The following is a 17,461-nucleotide window of genomic DNA, read 5'->3' as shown; positions in this document are numbered from 1 at the left end:
CGGTAACAGGAGACATGTTGCCCCTAGTGCGCCCAAGAGGAGGCTTATGGCCTGAATGGTCCGTGGTAACAGGTACGCGGATTATTGTGGATGTGCGTTTACAAGTGGACTGTTTTCTGGGGGAGGGAGGCGTTTGTAGATAAGCAATTTCTCCCCACCATTCTCCAGAACAGTATTTAATTTGTATTGTGTTTTTCCGCTACTAAAGCAGGGTAATACCAAAGAGTCAGGCTTGAGAATAACAAGTTCGATTTCTGAGGCATTTATGAGCGTACAATAGTGCTTGTCGTCCACCGGGTTAAGGAAGTTCTTGCTCTCAAAAGAGATATGTTTCCACCAGCCCAAAAAAACATGGTTCGTGTTGGCTGAATGGGGAAAACCGTGGCGTGGTTCACTAAAGAACCAATGAGCTTTCATGCTGTCGGGGAATAAAAAACTCGGGCGAGTTGTTGTATAATTTTCGTTTAGATAGGCGTTAAACGAGATGACTTCCCAGCTTTTATCTGGCGTGTTCAGGGCGGCAACATTGTTTTTTTGAGCTGCTGGCAGATTGTGCAGGGTTTTGGCTGTGTTAACAAACAGGAAGAATACAAAAGAAGCCTGTAAAATGTACAATATGTTTTTGTAATAACGAAATTTTATGAGTGGTGTATAGTTCTGAGATTGGATGATATTTTTTTCAACCATAATAAATGAAACAACGCAGAGGCAGAAATTGCCTATAAACAACTGCATATAATGTGCCCAATAATGCTCAAGGCACATATGGATAATGATCAAGAGCAGAGAGATAAAGGATGCAATAAAAAGCTTTACTTCATTCCGCTTTAGAATTGTAACGTTCCTGAATACGCAAATAAGAACGCATATGGACATGAAAATCCATGTTATCCAGAAAAAAATACTGGGCACTCGTTTTGCAAGTACAAAAAAATCATGCTTGCCAGATAATGGATTTATATGTTGCCGAAACATCAGCAAACCATCGCAAAAAGCAGAAAACTGACCCGTTAAAATATAGGGTAGGGCATTAAATATAAATCCCCACAGACCAATGGCGAGAACCCAGAGGCCTAATATTTTTATACACTGAATATATAAGGATTTATTTCTGGTCTGACCAAGTATCCGGCCAAGAACAATAGAAGAAAGAATTACACCGGCTAAAGCGACAAAATAATAGGGGCGTATGGATATAGCCAATGCCCCCGAACTTCCCCCCCACATAAGGGAGGATAATCTTGGGTAATATTTTGAATCAGGTGCATTTGTATTGGATTGGAAAATAAATAGGAAAGAAATAACATATAAGCTGACGGAAATGGCATTGATGGTTTCGGTCGATCCATAGGTAAAATAGATCAATCCCAGATATAAAACTGAGTAAAAATACACAATTTCCCGCTCATTTCCCTTCATGTTCAATATTTTTGGGATTATGGAGCAGGCGACTACGCACGAAAGGCATATAAATAATAAAGAGATCAAGCTGAACAACTTGACGCTCTTAAAGTATGCGGGAATTGCAAGGAAGAACGGAACAATGGGGAACTTATCATGGAACTCTTTGGTCCAGATAAGCTCTCCAGAAATCAGGCGATCTCCAAAATAGATTTCGTGGTCAAGATCCCAGTCGTGATACGGATTTAAAAATATGTTTGCAACAAGCAGAAGGAAAATAAAAGCGTAGATAATATGAATATATTTCCATTCTCCACGGAAAAAATTCTGAATCTTCGTAACAGCAAACATTAGGTTTACCTACGCTATAAATTTCGCCGCAATTTTACGACCTTCACGGATGGCATAGTTCGTTCCTCTGTCTTCAGGGTAAATCTGAGCCATGGAACAAAGGTGAAAGCCTTCGCGCGGGCCGTCCTGACTGGGGATCAGGCTGGAGTAATGTTTTTCCACAACCGGTTGCGACCAGCGTGCTTTCCAGACATCGAACTTTTGGATCCATGATCTGTCAAATTTGGGGAACATCTTCTGGATATAGGGGAGCGAGAAGTCCAGAACCTCCTGGGGGCTCATGGTATAAAGTGCATCTGTATGCGGTAAGTATTTGGACAGGTAGACAATATGGTTACCCGCGTAACTGGATGCATTTTCAAAATTTGTATGTTCAATAATACCAACGAATGGAAAGCTGGGGTCGTTCACATTCAACCAGTATGTTGAAGAGAGGGAACGGTCCAACTGCAGCACAAGGCAGACATTGGCAAGGTAATCAATCCGCCGCAGGCTGGCGAGGTATTCGGGGGTTGCCCAGTTTTCCACCATGTCGGCAACAAGGGGCAAAGCTGTGGTGGCAATGACCTTGTCACTTTCCACGCTGCCCCACGGGCCGGAAACCTGCCATCGCCCGTTATCCAGAGGTGTGACCTGCGTAACCGGTGCTTCGCAGATAACCTTGCCGCCTGCTTTTTCAATCCCTGTGGCGGTTGCTTCCGCAAGACGGGCAAAGCTCCCTTTCATGTAAACAAGTCGCTCTTCACCACCCTTGCCACGGCTGCCGCCACGGAGTTTGAGCTTGTTCCAGAACCATACTGCCGAGACTTTATCTGCATAAGGCCCGAACTTGCCGGCCAGAAGTGGCTCCCACACAACGCGAAAAACGTTTTCTCCTCCCAGCTTACGCAGCCATTCGGCTGCGGTCTGGTTTTCGAGTTCCTTCCAGTCCTTTACGTGCCGGGCACGCAGGGTGAGTAACCCAAGGCGGATACGGTCGATAAAGGGGAGGGCCGTGAATTTGAGAAGATCAAGCGGGGTTGATAATTTAAAAAAATGCCCTGCGTAATACAGTCCGGTATTTGTCGGCTGCACAACCACATCATCAGCCAGTCCGGTATCTTTGATCAGGCCCATAACTTCCTGATCGTTTGTAAACCAGTGATGGTAAAAGCGGTCCAGCCTTTCCCCCGCCGTGTCAAACGCTCCGGCAAGCCCGCCCACGTAGCGGTCCGCCTCAAGCACAGTGACCTGATGCCCGGCGCGAGCAAGGTCATATGCTGCGCTTAATCCGGAAAATCCACCACCAATGATCGTAAAGGAAGGAAGATGCTGGGACATATAAATTTTCTATCTGGCAGAGGAGGAAGAAGCAGCAGGCACGGTGTTACGTTTAATAATCCAGTAAACAAAACACAGAGCACCGCAAAGGGTTACGGGCAGCCACAAAACAAGATGGATAAGAATGGCAAATGCCGTGGATGCGTCGGTTGTGTTGCCAAGCGATTTGGCGGCGATCGTGACAAAATAATGAAACGTGCCAACATAGCCGGGGCTGGAGGGCAATACAGTCGATAACGTGCCCACGGGCATGGCAAGCCACCCTGCGGCCGGGTTTGCGATTTCTGGAATGGAATGCGCGACGACAAAAAACGTACAGGCCTCCAAAAACCACGAAATGCCGGTATAGCCGAAAAGCAACGTCATGCGTGGCCGATGCGCCATGAGCACTAGGGTGCCGAACAGTTTGTCTGTGTGCGGCCGTAGTTTGCCCACAAGTGTGGGAACTATGCGGGCAAGTTCCTTCAGACACCATTCAGTTGGAATGCGCATGACCGCCGGGAACAGCAGCAGCACAATAATTGCGATCGCCAGCAGCATAAGAAAGGTGGAACTGCCGTGCAGTAGAATATCTCCGCTATCACTGCGGGGGTGAAAGAGGAAAAGCGCCAGTCCCAGTGCTGCAATAATGACCAGCAGGTCCATCAGACGCTCAACCATCATGACCGCCAGAATACTGACAGTGGGGATATTGAGCCATGAGGAAAAGTTGACCGCGCGTAAGGCATCTCCGGCACGGAGTGGCAAAACATTATTGGCCGCGACGGAAACCATATAAGGCACGGCGCTGCGGCCAAAAGACAGGTCCGGGTTGAGTGATGCTAGCATGATCTGAGACCGCTTTATGCGGAATACATACGCCCCCAGAAGGCAGAGAGGAGACCAGAGGAACCATGACAGATTAATATGATCGAGCGCAGTAAAAAGGCTCTGAATGGAGACAGAACGCAGAACCAGATAAACAAAAAAGACGGATGCTATTAATCCTATGCTGAACTTTATGCACTTTTTGTAAAGCATGATCTTAAATCCGAGAGTATGATATGCATGTAGCAATCACCAACGCTTCTGTTTTCCTCTATAAGCAAAGACCGTATGCTCTTTAATGGGGCTTGTGTAAATGCTTCAAATCCACCGCAATCGTGGTGTGGCATGCCGGCAATCTGCCGGGAATTAGGTCTTTTTGCTACGATAAGGCGGTAAAAAATAACCGCCTTTTGGTAGTCGCTCAACCAGCCTTGCCATGCATGAAAATTGGTCCGTGGGCAAAGCCGCTGGTGGACCGTAGGGAGCAGGGCGCTCAGGGGGATGGGTGGATGTCCATGACCACGGGCACATGGTCGGAGGGGGAGGGCCAGTCTCTGGCATCTTCCAGTACGCTCATACTGGCAAGTTGGGGTACAAGGTCGGGAGTGACCCATACATGGTCCAGCCTGCGCCCCCGGTTGGACTTACGCCAGTCCTTGTTACGGTAGGACCACCATGTGTAAAGCTTGTCCGTGGGGGGCACAAAATGGCGCATGGCGTCCACAAAGCCGGTCTGCTGCCAATGGGTCAGGCGTTCCGTTTCTGGCGGAGTATGGCTGACAATCTTGAGCAGTTGCTTGTGGCTCCAGACATCATGTTCCAAAGGCGCGATGTTAAGGTCCCCGACTAGCACCGTTCGGGTGGGCTTGTTGTGGGTAAACCACTGGGTCACTTCCTCCACAAAGGCAAGCTTGTGGGCAAATTTGGGGTTGGTATCGGGGTCTGGCTCATCCCCACCCGCTGGGACGTAAAAATCATGCAGGGTTACGTCGCCTTCGGGGGCGTGGACGGTGGCCGCAACATGGCGGCAGTCCTCCTTGCCGTACCAGGTCGGGGTGTTCGTTGCTGGGCTTAGTGGCAGGCGGGAGAGAATGGCTACGCCGTTGTAGCTCTTCATCCCCTTGTAATGCAGGTGTTCAAAACCAAGGGCGCGCACCGCATCAAGCGGGAAAAGTTCGTCTGTCACCTTGGTTTCTTGCAAGCAGACAACATCTGGCAGCAAGGAGGTGGTCAGCTTTTCCAGCAGCGGCATACGCAGGCGGAGGGAATTGATGTTCCATGTCACAAGTCGCATGGGCAGGGCATGGCGTATTGCATGCCGCAGAGCAAGTAAAAAGAACAGTGCGCTAAGGGGCTGTGCGGGGGATGTCTCTTGCAATTTTTGGTAGCAACCCCATGATATCAGAAGATGGATACAGTCATGACCCCGCCCGCCCCTCCGCAGGACGCCATAGCCCTGCACCGTGCCCTCCTGACACTGGACAGCCACATAGACATCCCGTGGCCTGACAGGGGCGATGCGTTTGTCGATACCGCCACCCGCAAGGTGGACTTGCCCAAAATGCACCGTGGCGGCATGTCGGCTGGCTGTTTTGTGGCCTATACCGCGCAGGGGCCGGTTACGGCGGAGGCGCATGCGCAGGTCCAGCGCGAATGCCTTGCCATGCTGGATGCCATTAATACCATGCAGGGCACGCAGAATGGGGTCACAGCGCGCGTCTGCTCCCGTGTTGCCGATATTCGGGCCACCCACGCCAAAGGTGAGATCGCGGTTATTCCCGCAGTGGAGAACGGCTACGGTATGGGGGATGATCCGGCCCTGCTGGGTGCGTTTGCGCAGCGTGGGGCACGGTATGTAACCCTGACCCATAATGGCCATAACGCCTTGGCGGATGCGGCCATCCACCGGCCAAGTCTGGGTGATACACCGCAAAAACATGGTGGCCTGTCCTCCCTTGGGCGCGAGGCCGTGCGGGAGATGAACAGGCTTGGCCTGCTGGTGGATGTCTCGCACTCATCCAAACAGACCATGTTGCAGGCGGTGGAGGCGTCCGCCACGCCAGTTGTTGCCAGCCATTCCTGCGTGCGTACATTGTGTGACCACCCCCGCAATCTGGATGATGAGCAGCTTGACGCACTTGGCGCCAGCGGTGGGCTGATCCAGATAACCGCCATGCCCGCCTTCCTCAAGCCCAAACCGGAGGAGGGCAGGCGCTCGGCGGGGGTTGCGGACCTTGTGGACCATATTGATTACGTGGTGCGCAGGCTTGGACCTGCTTATGTGGGTATTTCCTCCGATTTTGATGGTGGAGGCGCGCTGGCCGACTGGCAGGACGCAACGCAGGGCGCGAACATTACCGCCGAGTTAATGCGCCGGGGGTATGATAGAAGCGAGATTGCCGCCTTCTGGGGCGAAAACTTTTTGCGGCTCCTGCAAAAGGCAGAACAGGTCGCAGAACAAAGCGAGATTGCGGCCCATGGAGTGGACTGAAAATTTTGTCCACTATTCCTCTTGACATGCCCTATTTTCAACAAAGAGTTCAAAAAAGCAAAGATGGCTCAAGAGTGCTAAAGAGTAAAACCCTTTTAAATCAAGGGTATGGGTTGTTTGATTAAAAAATATGCAATCCGTTGGAAGGGCTGAAAATCTGCGGTTTGCACCCTTTCAGCCCCACATCGTCCACAGACTTATCCACAAAAACGGTGGATGAAATTGATTGCCCGTCAAAGAGCGCCAGATGACTGCACAAAATTCGTCACAGGATAACACAGCGGCACAGGCTACCCCCCTGCCGCAGCCCCCGGCCAAAGGGGTGGAGGTCATTCGTCTTGCCCTGCGCACCATGCCGTTTTCGCCCGGTGTGTACCGTATGCTCGGGAGCAAGGGGGAGGTGCTGTATGTGGGCAAGGCGCTCTCGCTCAAAAAGCGCGTCACGTCTTACACGCAGGTGGCCCGCCTGCCCGAACGCCTGCGGCGCATGGTGTCGGAAACGGCCACCATGGAAATTGTGACAACCCATACCGAGGCCGAAGCTTTGCTGCTGGAGGCCAATTACATCAAGCGGATGAAGCCCCGCTTCAACATTCTGCTGCGTGATGACAAAAGCTACCCGTGGCTGATGCTGACCGACGGACAGGCATTCCCCCAGATTGCCAAGCACCGTGGCAAGGCGGTCAAGGGGGCCAGCCTGTGGGGGCCGTTTGCCTCCGCATGGGCGGTCAACCAGACACTCAACCTGATCCAGCGGGTATTTTTGCTCCGTTCTTGTGCGGATTCAGTTTTTAACAGTCGTAGCCGCCCGTGCCTTCTCTTCCAGATCAAGCGCTGTTCCGCCCCGTGCGTGGAGCGCATAGACCAGCAGGCCTACGGGCAACTGGTTGAACAGGCGCGGGATTTTTTGTCCGGTAAGGATTCGGCTCTGCGGGACACGCTGGGGGCAGACATGAACAGGGCTGCCGAGGAAATGGATTTTGAGCGCGCTGCCGTGCTGCGCGACCGTATTCGCGCACTGGCGCAAATGCAGGACTCCAACGTGATCAACCCGGCCTCCTTGCAGGATGCGGACGTGTTTGGTCTGTGGCAGGAGGCCGGGCAGACCTGTATTCAGGTCTTTTTTGTCCGTGGTGGGCGCAATAATGGCAGTCGCTCGTTTTTCCCCGCCCATGCGCAGGACGAGGCCGCGGCAGATATTCTATCCGCCTTCATCACCCAGTTTTATGATGACAAACCATGCCCGGCACAAATTCTGGTCAACCATACACTGGCCGAAAGCCCGCTCATGATCGAGGCATTCACGCTACGGCGGGGTAAGAAGGTGGAAATTCTCAACCCGCAGCGGGGCGAGAAAAAGCAGGTGGTTGATCACGCCGTAACCAATGCGCGTGACGCACTCAACCGCAGGCTGGCCGAAACGGCAGGGCAGGCCAAACTGCTCAAAGGTGTGGCCGAGGTGTTTGGGCTGGATGCCCCGCCTGAGCGTATAGAAGTGTATGATAACAGCCACATTCAGGGCGCACACGCTTATGGCGTGATGATTGTGGGCGGTCCGGAGGGCTTTAACCGAAAAGCGTATCGCAAGTTCCGCATCAAAGGCCCCATTACACCGGGGGATGATTTTGCCATGATGCGTGAGGTGCTGGAACGCCGCTTTGGTCGCGCATTGCGTGAGGCGGATGAGGGAGATACCTCCAACTGGCCCGATGTGCTGCTCATCGATGGCGGGGCGGGCCAGTATTCCGCCGTGCGGGCCGTGCTGGATGAGCTGGGGGTGAGTGGTGTCAAACTGGTCGGTATTGCCAAGGGGCCGGACCGAGATGCAGGGCGTGAGTGGTTTTATACGGACCACAAGGAGCCGTTTCAGCTCGCTCTGCGCGACCCGGTTCTGTATTACCTGCAAAGGCTGCGTGACGAGGCGCACCGTTTTGCCATAACCACCCACCGTTCCGGCCGTTCCAAGGCGCTGGTCACGTCCGAACTGGATGATATTCCCGGTATTGGGCCCGCGCGCAAAAAAATGCTGCTCAACACCTTTGGCTCGGCCCGTGCAGTCAAGCAGGCCGGGTTGGAGGCGCTGGAGGCGGCACAGGGCGTTAGCCGCGAACTGGCGCGGGCGGTCTATGGGCATTTTCATCCCGGCTGGTCACCGGATTAGGGCCAACGCTCCGATTTTTTGCACGCGGATGGCAGCCCTGCGGTCAAATTGTGCATGAGTGACGACTTTGCGATAGGTCAAACCATTCCAGTCCGGCGGGAAATGCGCTAGCATACGTCGCAATGTTGACAGACCTGCCCAACGTCCTGACCCTTTCGCGCATTGTGGCTATTCCAATTGTGATTGGATTTGCCGCATGGGGAACGCCGCAAACGGACGCGCTCGCGTGTCTGCTGTTCATACTGGCAGGTATTACCGATTATTTTGATGGTAAACTCGCACGCTCGCGTCATCAGTTATCCGACTTCGGGCGTATGTTTGACTCCATTGCCGACAAACTGCTGGTCGGGGCCTGCCTTATGGTGCTGGCGGGCTTTTTGCGCCTGCCGTACCTTAGCCTGTGGCCTGCCATCGTCATTTTGTGCCGCGAAATTCTGGTATCTGGTATGCGCGAATATCTGGCCGAGCGTCGCGCAAGTCTGCCCGCGACCCGGCTGGCAAAATGGAAAACCGGTTTTCAGATGACCGCCATAGGTTTTTTGCTGGCGGGGGATGGAACCGGCGCGCTGCTGGGTATGCCCTGGCTGCCAGTTGCCCTGATCGGGGCCATACTGCTCTGGATTGCCGGGGTGCTGACAATTATTACCGGGTGGGACTACCTGACCAAGGGTCTGCAACACGTCGACCTTTAGTTGCTCAGTTCCCTTGCTAGGGCTTCGCCTGCGCGACTGGCCCGCCGCTCTGTGTTATAGGGGCTGCCCGATCTGGTACAGGGGCCGGGCTGTTGCGCCCATGTGGCGGACAGCATTGGCCCCACGGCTGAAAATACTGGCGTAATGCGGAGTCTGGGTATGCGAAAAGCCGCTCTTCTTGGAGTGTGCGTCATGATGAGCGGATGTGCGGGCTTTGAAAAAGTCATGTCTGACACAATCTCTCTACCCGGCGAAAACCCTAATGCTCCCTCAGGTTCGGACCTGAATATGCGGCGCGTGCAGGGGCAGGCTACTAAGGAAGTGCCTATTCTGCCCCAAGGCGGCAATGTATGGCCCGGCCCCCCCGATCCGCTACCAACGCTGGAAGATGTGGCCAGAGGGCGCGCTGGTCGGCCTGCTGGTGCCGAGTTGTCCGCCACTGGTCCGCAATTGCCCGATGGGCAGGAAATCAGCATTGGGGAGCAGGAGAGTATCCACAAGGGTGTTGTGGCCAGCGGTCTGTATGGCGCACCCGCGGTCGGGCACACAGGGACTCCCGCTCCAGGTGGCGTGAAGCCTGTTGCGGCTCCCATCGAAATTCCCAATGGGGATGGTACAACAACCCTTGTTAATTCGGATGGGTCCATCAGCACCATTGGCACGCCCAGCCGCAAGGGGTTGCCCGCGCATTAATATGCGACAGGCCCGGAAGGCGCATTCTATAATGCGCGCACGATGCTGGGCGTGTTGAGAGTAAAAGGTTGGTAAGGCGGATTATGGCAGACCGGGTAACAGTCTTGTTTTTTGCAGCACTGCGCGAGCAGATCGGTCAGGAGAGCCTGAGCGTGACCATACCGGCAGGTGGTGTGCCAGTGCAGGTTCTGCGTGAGCAAATTGAAAAGGCAGACCCTGCCATTGCGCTGGCCTTTGCCGAACAGCCCAGATTGCGCGTGGCCGTCAACCAGACGCTGGTGCCGTTCGAGCAAATGGTACAACCGGGGGATGAAGTGGCTTTTTTCCCTCCCATGACCGGGGGCTGATCAGGGTATGTCTGTTCATGTCCGCGTACAGGCCGAGCCGTTTGATGCTGGGGCGCAGACCGCGCGCCTGAGCGCTCTTTCAACCCACACAGGGGGGGTTGGGGTGTTTGTGGGGCAGGTCCGGGGTGGGCACGGGCTGATAGCCATGACCCTTGAGCATTATCCGGGCATGACCGAAGCCTCGCTCAACATGCTGGCGCATGAAGCTGTTGCACGGTTTGCGTTAACGGGCTGCACTCTTATCCACCGTGTAGGGCGGTTGGAGGTCGGGGCGGGTATTGTGTTTGTTGGCGCCAGTGCACCCCACCGTGGTGCGGCGCTAACGGCGACTTCTTTTCTGATTGATCGGCTTAAAACTGGCGCTCCGTTCTGGAAGCGCGAAGAGTATGCGGATGGTCGCACCCAATGGGTGGACGCGCGGGAAACGGATGAAGATGCCGCCCGCGCATGGGGGCTAAAAAACCCGTAAAACCCGCATGCCAACCCCGACCTGCCTTGTTGGCAGGGTCTATGCTGCCAGAACGGTATGGATTGTGTGGCACAAAAACCTGAGGTCCTGTTCCGCTATGGTAAAGGCAGGGGTCAGGTAAACAATATTGCGGAATGGGCGTATCCACGCGCCATGGGCCACCAGTTGCTGGCGCAGTGCATCGGGGTTAGCAATGGCGTGCAGTTCCACAACGCCAATAGCCCCGAGTGTACGAACGTCGCGCACACCGGGGAGTGCGCGGCAGGGTTCAAGCGCTTCGGTCATGATCGCGTTGATTGTGGCAACCTGTTCCAGCCGGGGTTCTGTTTCAAACAGATCGAGCGACGCATTGGCGCAGGCACAAGCTAACGGGTTGGCCATGAATGTTGGGCCATGCATAAGCGCATGCTCGGGGTTGTCGGACAAAAATGCTTCAAACACATGCCGCCGCGCAATTGTGGCCGCAAGGGCCATGGTGCCCCCCGTTAGTGCCTTGGACAGGGTGATGATGTCAGGCGTAATGCCTGCCTGCTCACAGGCAAACAGGGTGCCGGTGCGGCCAAAGCCCGTAAAAATTTCATCCAGAATCAACAGCACATCGTAGCGGTCAGCCGCCGCGCGGACAGTCCGCAGGACCTCTGGCGTATGGAAGAGCATGCCGCCTGCACCCTGCACCAGAGGCTCCATAATAATGCCTGCCAGTTCGTGCGCATGGCGTGCCAGCAGTGCCATAAAGGTTTGTGTGCTTGTTTCGTCCACGGGCAGGGGAGCAATAACGTGTTCCGCCAGAGCTGGTCCGTACAGGTGGTGCATCCCTTCCTCGGGGTCACACACGGCCATGGTGGCCAGTGTGTCCCCATGGTAGCCCCCCCGGAAGGCCAGCATTTTTGTGCGTTGGCGTTCCCCTTTGTTCAGCCGGTACTGGATGGCCATTTTCATGGCCACTTCCACCGCAACCGAGCCGGAATCCGTAAAAAATACCCGCTCAAGGTCACCGGGCAGCAGCGCGCACAGCCTGCTGGCAAGGCGCAGAGCAGGTTCATGCACCATGCCGCCAAACATAACATGCGGCATGGTGCCCAACTGCTCGGTTACGGCCTGTTGAATATGGGGGTGGTTGTAGCCGTGGCAGGCTGTCCACCATGCGGCAACACCATCAACCAGCACGCGTCCATCGGTCAGGGTAATGTGGCTTCCCTGTGTGCTCCGTGGCGCCAGCGGGGTTGGGGCGGTTTTCATCTGGCTGTAAGGGAGCCAGATATGGGGCAGGCCCTGCTGGTACCAGTCGGGCATGGGGTTTGGTGCGGACATGCGGTGGTGTTCCTGTAGATGATTGACCCGGAGGGCTGGCTCCGGCACCACAGATGTCATGACGCGGTTTGACAATCTTTTCCAGCAGGGGCTGGCTGGTTTTGTAACGCAGGGGCGTATGCGCTCGTGCAAACAATGGCATGCGGCTGGTCCCGGACTTTTGCGCCAACCAGATACGGGCGCTGTTCTGGTGGACTTTTCGTCCAACGATTATCTGGGGCTGCGTACCCATCCCTTGCTGCTTGAGCGTGCCAATATATGGGCGCGGGCTGAAGGGAGTGGCAGTGGTGCCTCGCGCCTTGTTACGGGCACGCCACCGCAGACTGTGGCATTGGAGCATCGGCTGGCAGCCCTTAAAGGCATGGAGGCGGCCAGAATTTTTTCGTCCGGCTGGCAGGCCAATGCATCTGTGGTGCCAGCCCTTGCCCGTTTTTCCGCGCAGGTTATGGGGGCACCGGCTGTTATTGTTGCAGACCGGTTCATGCATGCCAGCCTCTACCATGGCTGTGCGGCTGCTGGGGTAAGGCCCAGGCGGTTCAGACATAACGACATGGCGCATCTGGATGCACTGTTGGCGCAGGACGGCGGTGGTGGGTTGAAAATCGTCCTGACCGAGAGCGTGTTCAGCATGGATGGAGATAGGGCGGACATGGCGCAACTGCGTGCCATAACCCAACGCCATAACGCTTTTTTATGTGTGGATGAGGCACACGCCACGGGCATTCTGGGCGAGCAGGGCAAGGGGTTGGCGCACGGTCAGGCTGACCTTGTTGTGGGTACCTTCAGCAAGGCATTGGGGGGGATGGGCGCTTTTGTCGCGGCATCCGATGCCGTGTGCCGGTGGCTCGATAACACAGCTTCGGGCTTTATTTATTCCACAGCACCTTCCGCCATGGTGCTGGGCGCGGTGGATGCGGCCCTCGACCTGTTGCCCGGTATGGTGGCGCAGCGCGCGCATGTGGCGGAACTTGCCAGCAGGTTCCGGCAACGGATGGAGCAGGCCGGGCTGGATGTGGGGTTGTCAGCCACCCAGATTGTGCCCGTGGTCGTAGGGGCCGAACGGACCGCTCTGGCGTTGGCGCAGGCGGTGGAACACGCTGGTTTTCTGGCAGTGGCCATTCGCCCGCCAACCGTGCCGCCGGGTGGGTGCCGCCTGCGGGTGGTTTTTCATGCACACCACACGCATGAGCAGATGGAGGCTTTGGCTCAGGCCATTGTCAGTGCGACAGCACAAGGGAGCGGGGCATTGGGAGCATGATGCCGGTTCAGCCCGTATTTGTGCATGGTTGGGGGTTTGGTCCGGGCTTTTGGGCACCTTTGGTGGACGCGTTGGGCTGGACAGATGCATGCATGCTGGATCTGGGTTTTCTGGGGCAGGGAGCTACGGCATCGCCAGCACTGGCGGCGCGGTGTTTGCAGGCCGTGCAGGCGCAGGGCAGGGCGGTGCTGGGGGTTGGGCATTCCTTGGGTTTTTTGTGGCTGGCGCAGCATATGGCCCTGTCTGCGCAGGACCGGCTTGTGGGACTTAACGCTTTTGCGGCTTTTGCTGCCTGTGGGAGTTTTCCCTCTGGTGTTCCGGTCAGGGTTTTGCAGCGTATGCACAAAGGACTGTCTGGGAACCCGGAAGAAGTTCTGGCCGATTTTTGCAGCCATTGTGGCACGCAGGTTGTTCAGGGTACGCCCAACGCCTCCAATCTGAGCATTGGGCTTGATCTGCTCATAAACGGCGATGTTCGGCCCATACTGGCTGCTAAAACAGGGCAATATGCTATTCTGGCCGCACGGCAGGACCCGGTTGTGTCTGCGACCATGACGGAAGACAGTTTTGTGGAGGAGGACGCCGTGCAGTGGGTGGATGGTGGGCACCTTCTGCCACAAACCAATGTGCGGGCTTGTGTGGCGTTCCTGCAAGCTGCGCGAAGGGCGATGGAACAGGACGCAAAATGACAGGACCGCACCACAAGGAGCAAATACGTAGCAGTTTTGACCGTGCAGCCGGGTATGACAGTGCGGCTACGGTGCAGCGGCTTGCCGCCAGAGAACTTGCCACCCGGCTTGCCCGATGTCTGGACGGCAGAAAACCCGTGCGGATTTTGGAGATAGGGTGCGGCACTGGCCTGCTGACCGAACAGTTGGTTCATTATTGGCCAGATGCACAGATTGTGGCGACCGACTTTGCGCCGCAAATGCTTGAGCGCGCCAGATGCCACGGTTCCCCCTCCACTGTGTTCAAACTGATGGATGCCGCCAACCCCACGGTTGACGGGCCGTTTGATGTGGTCTGTGGCAATCTGGTCATGCAGTGGGTCGCGCAGCCAGAGCAGGTCATGGAACGCCTTGGTGCGCTTTTGGCTCCCGGTGGTGTGCTGGCGGTATCAGCCTTGCTGGATGGTACGTTTGCGGAGTGGAAAACCGCCTGCACGCGTGAAGGCGTGCAGCCCTCCACCCCCCGTTATCCAGACAATGCGCACATACAGAGTTGGGCACCGTGGCTGTATTCTGGCCTGTGGGAGCACAAAAGCTGCGTGCAGGCTTTTGCCTCCGGGCTGGATTTTGTCAGGCACCTCAAGGTAACAGGGGCCTCTGTGCCCCAGTCGGGGAGCAGGCCAATGGGGGCCGCTGCGCTCCGGCGGGTTGCCCATCGTCTGGACCAGTCTGGGGCTGCGGTTACGTGGGAACTGGCTTATGGCTGTTTTCGTAAGCCTCCCGTGGCAGGTGTTTTTGTAACCGGGACGGACACGGGGGTGGGTAAAACCCTTGTTTCTGCCTGCCTGGTCAAACGGTGGCAGGCCGCGTACTGGAAGCCCCTGCAAAGTGGTCTGGCGGACGAGGCGGGGGACACCAGTACGGTGGCTTCTTTGGCGGGCGGGCCTGTGTGCTTTCCACCCGCAGGGGCGTTTCAGGCATCCCTCTCCCCGCTGGCGGCGGCCGAGGCGGAGGGAGCGCATATTGACCCTGCACATCTGGCATTGCCTGCGGTGGAGTCTGGCAAGGTGCTGGTGGTGGAAGGGGCCGGTGGTCTGATGGTCCCCGCAACGGATGACCTGATGATGCTGGATATGGCAGCCTTATGGGGCCTGCCCGTGGTGCTGGTGGCCCGTAGTGGGCTTGGCACACTCAACCACACATTGCTCAGTTTGCAGGCCATGCGCAGCCGTGGTGTGGCTGTTGCCGGTGTTGTGCTGAATGGGCCGCACAATCCGGCTAATAGCCGCACCATTGCGCAGTTGGGCAGGGTGCGTATTCTGGCCGAGGTAGGGCATCTGGCCCAGATCACGCCGGATGTTGTGACCGCTCAGGCGGCTGCTTTTCCCGCGTGGGAGGAGGTATGTTCAGGTCCCTGAACATACCGTGGGGCAGGCGGAAGTCTGCCCGTACGGATGAAAAATCTGGCCAATCTGGCTCAGTAATGGCGGATTAGCCCGGCCAGATGCCCCTGAATGCGCAGGCGCTCGGCGGGAACGATGCGGGTTTCGTAACGGGCGTTGGCGGGTTCAAGAGCGATCATGTTGCCCTTGCGGCGCAGGCGTTTGAGCGTGACTTCCTGCCCATCAATCAGGGCAACGATGATCTGCCCGTTTTCCGCCTGATCCGATTTTTTGATAATGACCTGATCACCGTCCAGAATTCCGGCTTCGATCATGGAATCTCCGGTCACTTCAAGCGCGTAATAGTCCCCACTGCCCAGCATGTCCGCCGGGATGGAAAGGGTGTTGGAGGTATCCGCCATGGCTTCGATCGGCAGGCCTGCGGCAATACGGCCATAGAGCGGAATTTTAATGGGGTCCGGTTTTTGCCGCGTAAAGCTGCCACGGATAACGTTGGCGGGCAGTTCCTCCTCCATTTCGGGGAGCTGAATGACCTCCAAGGCACGGGCGCGGTGGTGGTGGCGGCGCAGAAAACCCCGTTCCTCCAGCCCGGAGATCAGGCGGTGAATGCCTGATTTGGAGCGCAGGCCCATGGCTTCACGCATTTCGTCAAAAGAAGGGGAAAAACCGGTCTGTTTGAGGTGCGAATCAATAAAAAGAAGAAGCTTGTGCTGTTTTCGGGTCAGCATGTCGCACCTCGGCCTGTCTGTTCAAAATGGAATATCAATCTCATGATTTGTTCTATGTAGGTTCTTGTTTTTGTCAATATCTAATTCAGGGCAGGCGCATAATCAGGCAGGGCGTTCCCGCTTTTTGGGCATTGGCGTGGGGGGGGCGTATAATCAGTGCCTGACTTTGGGCCAGAATGTTCAGTTGCGCAGACCCCTGCTGACCAAAAGGTGTTGCCACAAGCTGGCCGTCGGGGGCGGTGTGGAGTGTGGCGCGCAAAAAATCCTGCCTTTGGTCATTGTCCCCCACATCCGCGCCAAGCAGGGCGGGTTGCGTATCCAGCGCGTCTGCCACGGCGCGCCCCATGAGTTTATGCAGGGCGGGGAGCACAAACACCATGCTACAGACCAGCGCGGCAACAGGGTTACCGGGTAGCCCAAGCACGGGCATGCCATTGAGCGTGCCGAACATGAGCGGCTTGCCCGGACGCATGGCTATTTTCCAGAAATTCTGGACAAGCCCTGCTTTTTCCAGAGTTGGGCGGACCAGATCATATGTTCCAACACTAGCACCACCAATAGTGACCAGCATGTCCAGATCATGTGTGTTGGCAAACGCGTTGGAGAGCGATGTAGCGTTATCACGCGCGACAGGCAGTACAATGGCATCTGCTCCTTCCTGCCCCAGCAGGGCTGCGAGCATGAAGGACGCGGAATTGAAAATACCATCCGGCGGGGCTGTATCTCCGGGGAGCAGAATTTCATCCCCCGTGGCCAGAATACCCAAGCGGGGGCGGCGGAAGACCGGCAACCAGACCAGACCACCTGCTGCGGCCAGCCCTATGTCCCTTGGTCCGAGTCTGGTGCCTGCACGCAGTAGCACGGCCCCTTGGGCAAAATCCTGCCCCTGGGTGCGAATGTTCTGCCCTTTGGTGGCAGCACGGGTCAGTGTGACCTGTTGACCCGCAAGCTGGGTGTTTTCCTGAATAACAACGGTGTCTGCCCCGGTGGGGACCTGACTGCCTGTAAAGAGGCGGATACATTCGCCCTCAGCCACGGTCCGGGCGGAAGGTCTGCCTGCGGGAGCCTCGTCTATAATGCGCAATACAGCGCCCTGTGGGGCGTCTGCCGCCCTTACAGCGTAGCCATCCATAGCAGAGACATTAACGGGAGGGTTGGCCCTGCGTGCATGGACGTCCTGTGCCAGAATGCGGCCACATGCGGCGCTCAGGGCGACGGTTTCCTGCCCGCAGGGTGGCAGGTTTTCCAGAATTCTGGCCCGCGCGGTTGCCACATCCAGCATGAATTCGTCTCCTTTTGGCGTTGGTGGCGCCATATTGATGTAAGAAAGCTTGACCTTTTGCCTTTGTATGCGCATTTTG

16 protein-coding genes are annotated in these 17,461 nt (G+C 56.2%); 9 read left to right on the top strand and 7 right to left on the bottom strand.

Features of this window, described 5'->3' with window-relative positions; translation table 11 throughout:
* Positions 1-81: 81 nt before the first annotated feature.
* From GOB86_RS00875 to GOB86_RS00860, 4 genes are all read right to left on the bottom strand, one after another.
* Positions 82-1,752 (bottom strand): hypothetical protein, encoded by a 1,671-nt coding sequence (locus tag GOB86_RS00875; RefSeq protein ID WP_165990514.1) that lies wholly within the window; start codon positions 1,750-1,752, stop codon positions 82-84.
* A 9-nt stretch (positions 1,753-1,761) separates the two neighbouring features.
* A complete protein-coding gene (locus GOB86_RS00870) occupies positions 1,762-3,072 on the bottom strand; it encodes an NAD(P)/FAD-dependent oxidoreductase (protein WP_165990513.1) in 1,311 nt (436 codons plus the stop codon).
* 9 nt (positions 3,073-3,081) lie between these two features.
* Positions 3,082-4,092, bottom strand: a complete 1,011-nt coding sequence (locus tag GOB86_RS00865; RefSeq protein ID WP_165990512.1) for a lysylphosphatidylglycerol synthase transmembrane domain-containing protein — start codon at positions 4,090-4,092, stop codon at positions 3,082-3,084.
* Positions 4,093-4,372: 280 nt separating this feature from the next.
* A complete protein-coding gene (locus GOB86_RS00860; protein ID WP_165990714.1) occupies positions 4,373-5,173 on the bottom strand; it encodes an exodeoxyribonuclease III in 801 nt (266 codons plus the stop codon).
* 126 nt (positions 5,174-5,299) lie between these two features.
* Between GOB86_RS00860 and GOB86_RS00855 the strand changes: the two genes are divergently transcribed.
* The 6 genes from GOB86_RS00855 to GOB86_RS00830 all read left to right on the top strand — a co-directional run bounded on the left by GOB86_RS00855 (position 5,300) and on the right by GOB86_RS00830 (position 10,732).
* A complete protein-coding gene (locus GOB86_RS00855) occupies positions 5,300-6,370 on the top strand; it encodes a dipeptidase (RefSeq protein WP_165990511.1) in 1,071 nt (356 codons plus the stop codon).
* A gap of 247 nt (positions 6,371-6,617) precedes the next feature.
* Entirely contained in the window at positions 6,618-8,531 is a 1,914-nt protein-coding gene (gene uvrC / locus GOB86_RS00850) for an excinuclease ABC subunit UvrC (RefSeq protein WP_165990510.1), read from the top strand.
* Positions 8,532-8,653: 122 nt separating this feature from the next.
* Positions 8,654-9,223: a CDP-diacylglycerol--glycerol-3-phosphate 3-phosphatidyltransferase gene (gene pgsA, locus GOB86_RS00845; RefSeq protein WP_165990509.1), complete on the top strand. Its 570-nt coding sequence runs from the start codon at positions 8,654-8,656 to the stop codon at positions 9,221-9,223.
* Positions 9,224-9,382: 159 nt separating this feature from the next.
* The gene (locus GOB86_RS00840; RefSeq protein WP_165990508.1) at positions 9,383-9,916 is read left to right on the top strand and encodes a hypothetical protein; all 534 of its coding nucleotides are present in this window, start codon (positions 9,383-9,385) and stop codon (positions 9,914-9,916) included.
* Positions 9,917-9,999: 83 nt separating this feature from the next.
* Positions 10,000-10,263: a molybdopterin converting factor subunit 1 gene (moaD, locus tag GOB86_RS00835; RefSeq protein WP_165990507.1), complete on the top strand. Its 264-nt coding sequence runs from the start codon at positions 10,000-10,002 to the stop codon at positions 10,261-10,263.
* 7 nt (positions 10,264-10,270) lie between these two features.
* A complete protein-coding gene (locus tag GOB86_RS00830; protein ID WP_165990506.1) occupies positions 10,271-10,732 on the top strand; it encodes a molybdenum cofactor biosynthesis protein MoaE in 462 nt (153 codons plus the stop codon).
* Positions 10,733-10,771: 39 nt separating this feature from the next.
* Here GOB86_RS00830 and GOB86_RS00825 read toward each other — a convergent pair whose 3' ends face one another.
* Positions 10,772-12,043, bottom strand: a complete 1,272-nt coding sequence (locus tag GOB86_RS00825) for an adenosylmethionine--8-amino-7-oxononanoate transaminase (RefSeq protein WP_165990505.1) — start codon at positions 12,041-12,043, stop codon at positions 10,772-10,774.
* Between the two features lie 58 nt (positions 12,044-12,101).
* Here GOB86_RS00825 and GOB86_RS00820 point away from each other — a divergent pair, with 58 nt between their 5' ends.
* Genes GOB86_RS00820 through bioD form a run of 3 tightly spaced genes read left to right on the top strand, consistent with a single transcriptional unit; the run spans position 12,102 to position 15,387 of the window.
* Positions 12,102-13,301 (top strand): aminotransferase class I/II-fold pyridoxal phosphate-dependent enzyme, encoded by a 1,200-nt coding sequence (locus tag GOB86_RS00820; protein WP_165990504.1) that lies wholly within the window; start codon positions 12,102-12,104, stop codon positions 13,299-13,301.
* The gene (locus GOB86_RS00815; protein WP_165990503.1) at positions 13,298-13,990 is read left to right on the top strand and encodes an alpha/beta fold hydrolase; all 693 of its coding nucleotides are present in this window, start codon (positions 13,298-13,300) and stop codon (positions 13,988-13,990) included. The genes GOB86_RS00820 and GOB86_RS00815 overlap by 4 nt, the downstream gene beginning before the upstream one ends.
* Positions 13,987-15,387 carry a dethiobiotin synthase gene (bioD, locus tag GOB86_RS00810; RefSeq protein ID WP_165990502.1) on the top strand — a complete coding sequence of 467 codons (1,401 nt, stop codon included), beginning with the start codon at positions 13,987-13,989 and terminating at the stop codon, positions 15,385-15,387. The genes GOB86_RS00815 and bioD overlap by 4 nt, the downstream gene beginning before the upstream one ends.
* 59 nt (positions 15,388-15,446) lie before the next feature.
* Here the strand turns inward: bioD and lexA are convergent, their stop codons facing one another.
* Both lexA and GOB86_RS00800 read right to left on the bottom strand, forming a co-directional pair.
* Positions 15,447-16,100 (bottom strand): transcriptional repressor LexA, encoded by a 654-nt coding sequence (gene lexA / locus GOB86_RS00805; RefSeq protein ID WP_165990501.1) that lies wholly within the window; start codon positions 16,098-16,100, stop codon positions 15,447-15,449.
* An 85-nt stretch (positions 16,101-16,185) separates the two neighbouring features.
* Positions 16,186-17,457: a molybdopterin molybdotransferase MoeA gene (locus GOB86_RS00800; protein WP_194300999.1), complete on the bottom strand. Its 1,272-nt coding sequence runs from the start codon at positions 17,455-17,457 to the stop codon at positions 16,186-16,188.
* Positions 17,458-17,461 lie beyond the last annotated feature (4 nt).

The organism is Acetobacter lambici, assembly GCF_011516885.1.
GTDB classification, from domain to species: domain Bacteria; phylum Pseudomonadota; class Alphaproteobacteria; order Acetobacterales; family Acetobacteraceae; genus Acetobacter; species Acetobacter lambici.
Note: the sequence above shows the minus strand (reverse complement) of the source record. Positions and strands in the feature narration are given on the sequence as shown.

Excerpts from the sequence above, each read along its gene's own strand:
- GOB86_RS00875 (WP_165990514.1), bottom strand. The coding sequence starts at position 1,752 with ATGTTTGCTGTTACGAAGATTCAGAATTTTTTCCGTGGAGAATGGAAA.
- GOB86_RS00870 (WP_165990513.1), bottom strand. The coding sequence starts at position 3,072 with ATGTCCCAGCATCTTCCTTCCTTTACGATCATTGGTGGTGGATTTTCC.
- GOB86_RS00865 (WP_165990512.1), bottom strand. The coding sequence starts at position 4,092 with ATGCTTTACAAAAAGTGCATAAAGTTCAGCATAGGATTAATAGCATCC.
- GOB86_RS00860 (WP_165990714.1), bottom strand. The coding sequence starts at position 5,173 with ATGCGACTTGTGACATGGAACATCAATTCCCTCCGCCTGCGTATGCCG.
- GOB86_RS00855 (WP_165990511.1), top strand. The coding sequence starts at position 5,300 with ATGACCCCGCCCGCCCCTCCGCAGGACGCCATAGCCCTGCACCGTGCC.
- uvrC (WP_165990510.1), top strand. The coding sequence starts at position 6,618 with ATGACTGCACAAAATTCGTCACAGGATAACACAGCGGCACAGGCTACC.
- pgsA (WP_165990509.1), top strand. The coding sequence starts at position 8,654 with ATGTTGACAGACCTGCCCAACGTCCTGACCCTTTCGCGCATTGTGGCT.
- GOB86_RS00840 (WP_165990508.1), top strand. The coding sequence starts at position 9,383 with ATGCGAAAAGCCGCTCTTCTTGGAGTGTGCGTCATGATGAGCGGATGT.
- moaD (WP_165990507.1), top strand. The coding sequence starts at position 10,000 with ATGGCAGACCGGGTAACAGTCTTGTTTTTTGCAGCACTGCGCGAGCAG.
- GOB86_RS00830 (WP_165990506.1), top strand. The coding sequence starts at position 10,271 with ATGTCTGTTCATGTCCGCGTACAGGCCGAGCCGTTTGATGCTGGGGCG.
- GOB86_RS00825 (WP_165990505.1), bottom strand. The coding sequence starts at position 12,043 with ATGTCCGCACCAAACCCCATGCCCGACTGGTACCAGCAGGGCCTGCCC.
- GOB86_RS00820 (WP_165990504.1), top strand. The coding sequence starts at position 12,102 with ATGACGCGGTTTGACAATCTTTTCCAGCAGGGGCTGGCTGGTTTTGTA.
- GOB86_RS00815 (WP_165990503.1), top strand. The coding sequence starts at position 13,298 with ATGATGCCGGTTCAGCCCGTATTTGTGCATGGTTGGGGGTTTGGTCCG.
- bioD (WP_165990502.1), top strand. The coding sequence starts at position 13,987 with ATGACAGGACCGCACCACAAGGAGCAAATACGTAGCAGTTTTGACCGT.
- lexA (WP_165990501.1), bottom strand. The coding sequence starts at position 16,100 with ATGCTGACCCGAAAACAGCACAAGCTTCTTCTTTTTATTGATTCGCAC.
- GOB86_RS00800 (WP_194300999.1), bottom strand. The coding sequence starts at position 17,457 with ATGCGCATACAAAGGCAAAAGGTCAAGCTTTCTTACATCAATATGGCG.